We start from the raw sequence: 6,588 nt of genomic DNA on the forward strand, positions 1-6,588 counted from the left end.
CCCCACCCCGGCGCGGGCCCCCCCCCCCCCCCCCCGGGGGGGGCCCCCCCCGGGGCCCGGGGGGGGGCGCCCGCCCCCCCCCCCCCGGCCGCGGACCCGAGCGGGGTCCGCGGCAGCCGCACCCGGGAGCGCCCGAGGACAGATCCGACGGCGCCCCCGGGGACGGTGACCCGCTCCTCGGGGAGCGGTCACGCGTGACAACCCCACCGCAGCGCACGTCCCGTGCCACTGCCACGGCACCCCCAGCCCCGAACGGGCCCGGAGCCACTGCGCGGAGCCGATGTCGGGCGAATCGATTCCGCACCCCCTTGGGACCAGAAACAGCACCACCCACAACTCCATACAGGCTCGACTAGCACCGCTTTCGCACCACCTCCATGACACCCACGTCCCTGCCGACGTGTCTAACCGACCGGAGGAAGCCGTGGCCCCAACGCCCAGGTTTCGCAAAGATGCAGTCGTAGTACCGGAGGAGAAGCACCCGGTCGACGAGACCCTGCCTCCGCTGAAGATGTTCACCAGCGGCCTCCAGCACGTGGCCGCCATGTACGCGGGTGTCGTCGCCCCGCCCATGATCGTCGGACCGGCGGTCGGCCTCTCCGCCACCGAGACCGCCTTCCTGATGGGCGCCTCGCTCTTCACCGCAGGGCTCGCCACCCTCCTCCAGACCCTCGGGTTCTGGAAGATCGGCGCCAAACTCCCCTTCGTCAACGGCGTTTCCTTCGCCGGTGTCACCCCGATGATCGCCATCGGCAAGGGCGAGGGGGCAGACGCCATCCCCGTCATCTTCGGCGCGATCATCGTCGCCGGACTGGTCGGCTTCCTCGCCGCCCCCTACTTCGGCAAGCTCGTCCGCTTCTTCCCGCCCGTCGTCACCGGCACCGTCATCACCCTGATCGGCGTGTCACTGCTCCCGGTGGCGTTCAACTGGTCGCAGGGCGGGAACCGCACCGCCGCCGACTACGGCTCGATGAAGAACATCGGCATGGCCGCCCTCACCCTGGCGATCGTCCTGGTGATGCGCAAGTTCCTGCGCGGCTTCCTCCAGCAGATATCCATCCTGCTCGGCCTCGTCGCCGGCACACTGATCGCCATCCCGCTGGGGATGACCGGCTTCGACGCCGTGCGGAACGCCTCCGTCGTCGGCTTCCCGACCCCCTTCCACTTCGGCGCCCCGCAGTTCCAGGTCGCCGCCATCATCTCGATGTGCATCGTCATGCTGGTCTGCATGACCGAGTCCACCGCCGACATCCTCGCCCTCGGCAAGATCGTCGGACGGCCCGCGGACGCGAAGACCATCGAGGGCGGACTGCGCGCCGACACCCTCGGCAGCGCGCTCAGCCCGCTGTTCAACGGCTTCATGTGCAGTGCCTTCGCCCAGAACATCGGGCTCGTCGCGATGACCAAGGTGCGCAGCCGCTTCGTCGTCGCCGCGGGCGGCGGCATCCTGATCCTGCTCGGCCTCTGTCCGATGGCGGCCTCCGTGATCGGCGTGGTCCCGCTGCCCGTCCTCGGCGGCGCGGGCGTCGTCCTCTTCGGCTCGGTCGCGGCCAGCGGCATCCAGACCCTGGCGGGCGCGGCCATGGAGAAGGGCGAGAACGCCCTGATCGTCGCCGCCTCGGTGGGCATCGGCCTGATCCCGATCGCCGCGCCCGGGTTCTACCACGCCTTCCCGAAGGACCTGCTGGTCGTCCTCGACTCCGGCATCAGCACCGGCTGCGTGGTGGCCATCCTGCTCAACCTGGCCTTCAACCACCTCGGGGTGAAGCGCAACTCCGCGGCGGCGGACGCCGCGGCGGAACCGGCCTTCGTCCACTGAGCCCCGCGGCCCGGCCCGCCGGCCGGGACCCGCGCCGCGCGCGGCGGCGCGCCCGCCACCCACGCCGGGGGTGCCGACCGCGCCGCCGCGCGCTGCCGCCGCGTGACGCGGACCCGGGCGGGCGCGCGTCACGCGCCGGCGGCCTCAGGCACGCGCCGCCCTACGCGGACCCGTGCGGCGGGGCCTCCTCCCGGGGTGCCGGCGCCGCGTCCTGCCAGATGTCCGGCCGGACCGTCCGGACCCGTCGGCCCGTCCGGTCCAGTTCCTGCGCCTCCGACTTGCGCACGTGCAGGGCCACCATCGTGTCGGCGACGCGCATCCCCGGCAGCCGCCGCGTCAGGTCGGCGGTGTAGCGGGACAGTTCCTCGATGGTGCGCAGCCGGACGCCGATCATGAAGTTCCACGGGCCGCTGACGGACATGCAGGTCCGGGTCTCGCGCAGCCCCGCCGCGACCGCCGCGCAGTCGGCCACCTCGTGCTCGGGCACCTCCGCCCACACCGTCGCCGCCACCGGCCAGCCGGTCAGTCCGGAGGCCAGCGCGCAGCTGTAGCGCAGGCTCTGCCCCGCCTCCAGCCGGCCCAGGCGGCGCCGTACGGTCGACTCGCTCATCCCCGACTCCCGGGCCAGCGAGGCCACGCTGCGCCGCGCGTCCGAGGCCAGCGCCAGCACCAGCGGCCGGTCCTCCTCGGGCATCGGGGCGACGGGCGCGGGCGGGGTCGCGGCCACTTTGCGGCGGCCGCGCCCGGTCAGCAGGTCGGCCTGCGCCGGCGTCAGCTGGTCCAGGCGCCAGCGGTCGGGGGAGGAGTGCACCGCCGTGACCATCGAGGACCGGGTGCCGACCACCCCCGGGATCCGCTGCACGCGGAAGGACAGGTACTGGTACAGCACGTGCAGGTTCGGCACGGCCACGAAGACCAGCAGGTCGCGGCCGCCCGTGGTGTGCTCCACGCCCATGGTGTGGGGATCGCCGGTCAGGGCCGCGCCCACCGCCGGTGACGTGCCCGCCGCGCACGTCACCTCGACCCACGCCATGCAGGGCGCCTGGGCGCCCGTGCGCAGCCCGATGCCCGAGACCCAGGCCTCCCCGGCGGTGGTCAGCCGCTCCCAGCGGCGGGCGAGGGTCTCGGGACGCGCCCCGAGCACCTGTGCCAGGCGCTCCCAGCTCGCGCGCGGAGCGAGCTGGAGTGCGTGGACGAGCGCACGGTCGGTGTCGTCGATGGCGGAAATGGCCGAGTTCATACCTTCCCCTGGCGGTTCTCCCGGCCCCCGGCCGGTCAACCCTACTTTCGGCTGATCATCTCTCCTCATGGCCCCGACCACGGCAGGAGGCGGTGGTGCGTGCCTCGACCAGAGCAGGAGGAGGAGCGTGCGGGACCTCGGCCCGGGCCTGCGCCACACGGTGCCGGCCGAACCGTCCGGCTTCGTGGGACGGGAGCGCGAACTCGCCCGCGCCACCGCCCTGCTTGCCGAGGAACGCCTGGTCAGCATGGTCGGACCAGCGGGAATGGGCAAGACGCGGCTGGCCGTCCGGACGGTGCGCGCCCTCGGCCGCAGCCAGGGCGCCGACGTGCTGTGGGCCGGCCTGGCCGACCTGCCCGGGCCCCTCGGGAGCGGGGACGGGCTGGTGCCGGAGCTGGGCCGGCGGCTCGCCGACCGGCACGCCCTGCTGGTGCTCGACGGCTGCGAACACCTCGGCGAGCGGGCCGGAACCCTGGTGGCCGACGTGCTGGAGCGACTGCCCGGGGTACGAATTCTGGCCACTTCGCAGCGGGCTCTCGGGATCCCGGGCGGCGCGCAGCTCACCCTCGGACCGCTCGCCCTGCCGCCGGAACCACGGGACCGGGCCGGGGGGCCTTCCGCCGCCGAGGTCGCCGGATACGCCGCCGTACGGCTCTACGTGGAGCGGGCGCGCGGAGCCGACCCCTCCTTCGCCCTCACCGACCACAACGCCGGCGCCGTCGCCGCCCTGTGCCGCGCCCTCGACGGGATCCCCGGCGCGCTGGAGCTGGCGGCCGGGCGCGCCGACCGGTGCGCCCCGGCCGAGGCCCTGCGCCGGCTGACCGCCGACCCGCTCGGCTTCTTCGCGCAGGGGGCGGGCCGGGCCGGCGGGGCCGGCGTCCTGTGCGCCCACCGGGCGGCCCCGCCCGGGGAGCGCCTGCTGTGGGCTCGGCTCTCCGTCTTCGCGGGCTCCTTCGACGAGGCCGCCGTCGCGCAGGTGTGCGGCTTCGGCGCACTCGGCCCGGAGGCCGCCGCCGCGACCCTGCGGCGGATCGCCCCCGCCCTGCTCGCCGAGCCGGGGGAGCGGGGCCGCTACCGGCTGCCCGCCTCCGTACGGGCCCACGAGGCCCGGCGCCTCGCGCACGAGCCCGGCGGTGACGCGGTGCGGGCCGTCCGCCGCCACCACGAGCGGTGCCGCGCCGTCGCCGAACGGGCCTCCCGGCTGTGGCGGTCGGGGGCGCAGCCCGAGGCGCGCGCCCTGGCCCTGCGGGAGCTGCCCGACCTGCGCCTGGCGATGGACCCGGACTCCGCGGGCGGCCCGGCGGCGGCGCTGGAGGTCGCCGTGTCGCTGTGGTTTCTCTGGGCGGCCTGCGGGATGGACGAGGAGGGACGCCGGCACCTGGCGCGGGCCCTCGCCCCGCACCCGGCGCCGCGGCCGGCTCGCGCGCTCTGGCTCGCGGCCTGGCTGGAGACCGCCTTCGGCCGGGCGGAAGCCGCTGCTCCGCTGCTCGTCGAGGCGTGGAAGGCGGCCGTACTGGAGGGGGAGGACGCGGCCCTGGCCTACCTCGCGCACGCCCGGGGCACCGCGGCCCTGTGGAACGACCGGCCCGCCGAGGCCGCCGACGAGTACCGTGACGCCCTCGAACTGCTTCCGCAGGAGCCGGAGTTCGGGCCCGGGCGGGAGCCGCTGCGGGCCGCCCTCGCGATGGCGCTCGCGCACACCGGCCCGGCGTCCGCGGCCCTGGAGGACGCCGGGCGGGACGGCGGGCCGGGCGACGCACCGCCGGCCGGGCCGGGCGCCGCGCAGGGGAGCCCCGCCGACCTGTGGGCCCGGGCCTGGTCCGGCTACGCCCGTGCCGTCGTGCACCGCCGCGCGGGCCGCCCCGCGTCGGCCCGCACCCGGCTGGTGCGCGCCCTGGAGATCCAGCTGGCCCTCGGCGACCGGCTCGGACAGGCCCTCTCGGCGGAGCTGCTGGCCGAGCTGGAGGCCGGCCTCGGCCACTACGAGGAGTCCGCGCGGCTGCTCGGCGCGGTCTCCCGCGACCGCCCGCCCGCCGCCCGTCCCCCGCGCGCCGAGCGGATCCTGCGCGTCCGGATGTCTCCGGAGGCTTTCCGGGCGGCGCACGCCGAAGGCACCCGGACCGCACTGGGGGAGCTCCTGCCGGAACTCTGAGCCGCGGGTCACCGGCTGGGGCGGGTGGTGCCCCCGGGCCCGGAGTTCCCGCGCCGAACCGGCGTACCGCGTCGAGGACGCGGAAAGACATCGCATGAGCGCGCTCGCCCCACCCCTCTGACCGGTCAGGTGGTACAGCGATGTCCGAAACCCCGCAGCTGTGGATGCGCAGCGAGACCCGCCCCACCGAACGGCGTGCACCGCTGACCCCCGACGACGCCGCCCGGCTCGTCGGGCAGGGCGTACGGATCACCGTGGAGGACTCCGGCCACCGGGTCTTCCCGCTCGACGCGTACGAGGCCGTCGGGTGCCGCACCGCGCCCGCCGGCTCCTGGTCGCGGGCCGCGCCCGGACCGGCGTACGTCCTCGGCCTGAAGGAACTCCCGCCGACACCCGAGCGTTTGCACCACCGGCACGTCTACTTCGGGCACGCCTACAAGGGCCAGGCGCAGGCCCCCGAGCTGCTGCGCCGGTTCGCGGCGGGCGGCGGGACCCTGCTCGACCTGGAGTACCTCGCCGACGCACAGGGCCGCAGGCTGGCCGCCTTCGGCTACTGGGCGGGGTACGCGGGCGCGGCCCTGGCCGCGCTGCACGCCCGCGGCGCCCTCACGGCTCCGCTGGTCCCGCTGCCCCGGCCGGAGCTGGACGCCCGCCTGCGCGCCGCGGCCGCCCCCGACGGGTTACGGGCCCTGGTCATCGGCGCGGGCGGCCGCAGCGGGCGCGGTGCCTGCGACGCCCTCACCACCGCCGGGATCCGGGTCACCCGCTGGGACCGCGCCGCGACCCGCAGCCTGGACCGCGCCGCGCTCCTCGGCCACGACATTCTCGTCAACGCGGTGCTGACCACCCGGCCCGTACCGCCCTTCCTGACCCCGGCCGACCTGGAGACCGCGCCCCGCCGGCTCTCGGTGATCGCCGACATCACCTGCGACACCGGATCGGAGCTGCACCTGCTCCCCGTCTACGACCGCCTCACCGACTGGACCGTCCCCGCCCGGCGCCTCCTCGGCGGGACCCCGCCGCTGGACGTGATCGCCATCGACAACCTCCCGTCCCTCCTCCCGGCCGAGGCGGCCCGTGCCTTCTCGGCGGACCTCCTCCCCAAGCTCCTCGCCCTGCACGCCCCGTCCCCGGACCCGGACTGGCTCCGCTGCCGCGCGGCCTTCACCACGGCCCTGGCAGGCCTCACCGGCCCGGACGACCGGGCGGCGTAACCGGGCTCACGGCGCACGTCCGGCTCCCACAGCATCAGGTCGCAGGGACGCGGACGCGCGGGGGGGGGGCGGGGGCGGGGGCGGGCCCAGCCCCCCCCCCCCCCGGCCACCGCCGCCCAGGACGCCCGGGCGGCACGCCAACCCCAGGGGGGGGACACCAGCG

The 6,588-nt window shown here is 76.3% G+C and carries 4 protein-coding genes; 3 read left to right on the plus strand and 1 reads right to left on the minus strand.

What is annotated here, in order from left to right; all coding sequences use genetic code 11:
• Positions 1 to 424: 424 nt before the first annotated feature.
• Complete coding sequence (locus AB0D45_RS34235; RefSeq protein WP_362466473.1) at positions 425 to 1,819, plus strand: nucleobase:cation symporter-2 family protein; 1,395 nt, start codon at positions 425 to 427, stop codon at positions 1,817 to 1,819.
• Between the two features lie 160 nt (positions 1,820 to 1,979).
• On the opposite strand, the gene AB0D45_RS34240 is transcribed toward AB0D45_RS34235, so the two are convergent.
• Positions 1,980 to 3,059, minus strand: coding sequence for an Lrp/AsnC family transcriptional regulator (locus tag AB0D45_RS34240; protein WP_362466476.1), 1,080 nt, complete (start codon positions 3,057 to 3,059; stop codon positions 1,980 to 1,982).
• Between the two features lie 127 nt (positions 3,060 to 3,186).
• Between AB0D45_RS34240 and AB0D45_RS34245 the strand changes: the two genes are divergently transcribed.
• Positions 3,187 to 5,211 carry a hypothetical protein gene (locus AB0D45_RS34245; RefSeq protein WP_362466479.1) on the plus strand — a complete coding sequence of 675 codons (2,025 nt, stop codon included), beginning with the start codon at positions 3,187 to 3,189 and terminating at the stop codon, positions 5,209 to 5,211.
• A gap of 140 nt (positions 5,212 to 5,351) precedes the next feature.
• Complete coding sequence (locus AB0D45_RS34250) at positions 5,352 to 6,425, plus strand: saccharopine dehydrogenase (RefSeq protein ID WP_361608012.1); 1,074 nt, start codon at positions 5,352 to 5,354, stop codon at positions 6,423 to 6,425.
• The last annotated feature ends 163 nt before the right edge of the window (positions 6,426 to 6,588 follow it).

Source organism: Streptomyces sp. NPDC048352, from assembly GCF_040651895.1.
Classification (GTDB): Bacteria; Actinomycetota; Actinomycetes; order Streptomycetales; family Streptomycetaceae; genus Streptomyces.

What these genes read in the sequence shown, in the direction of transcription:
- AB0D45_RS34250 (WP_361608012.1), top strand. Translation starts at nt 5,352, where the DNA reads ATGTCCGAAACCCCGCAGCTGTGGATGCGCAGCGAGACCCGCCCCACC.
- AB0D45_RS34240 (WP_362466476.1), bottom strand. Translation starts at nt 3,059, where the DNA reads ATGAACTCGGCCATTTCCGCCATCGACGACACCGACCGTGCGCTCGTC.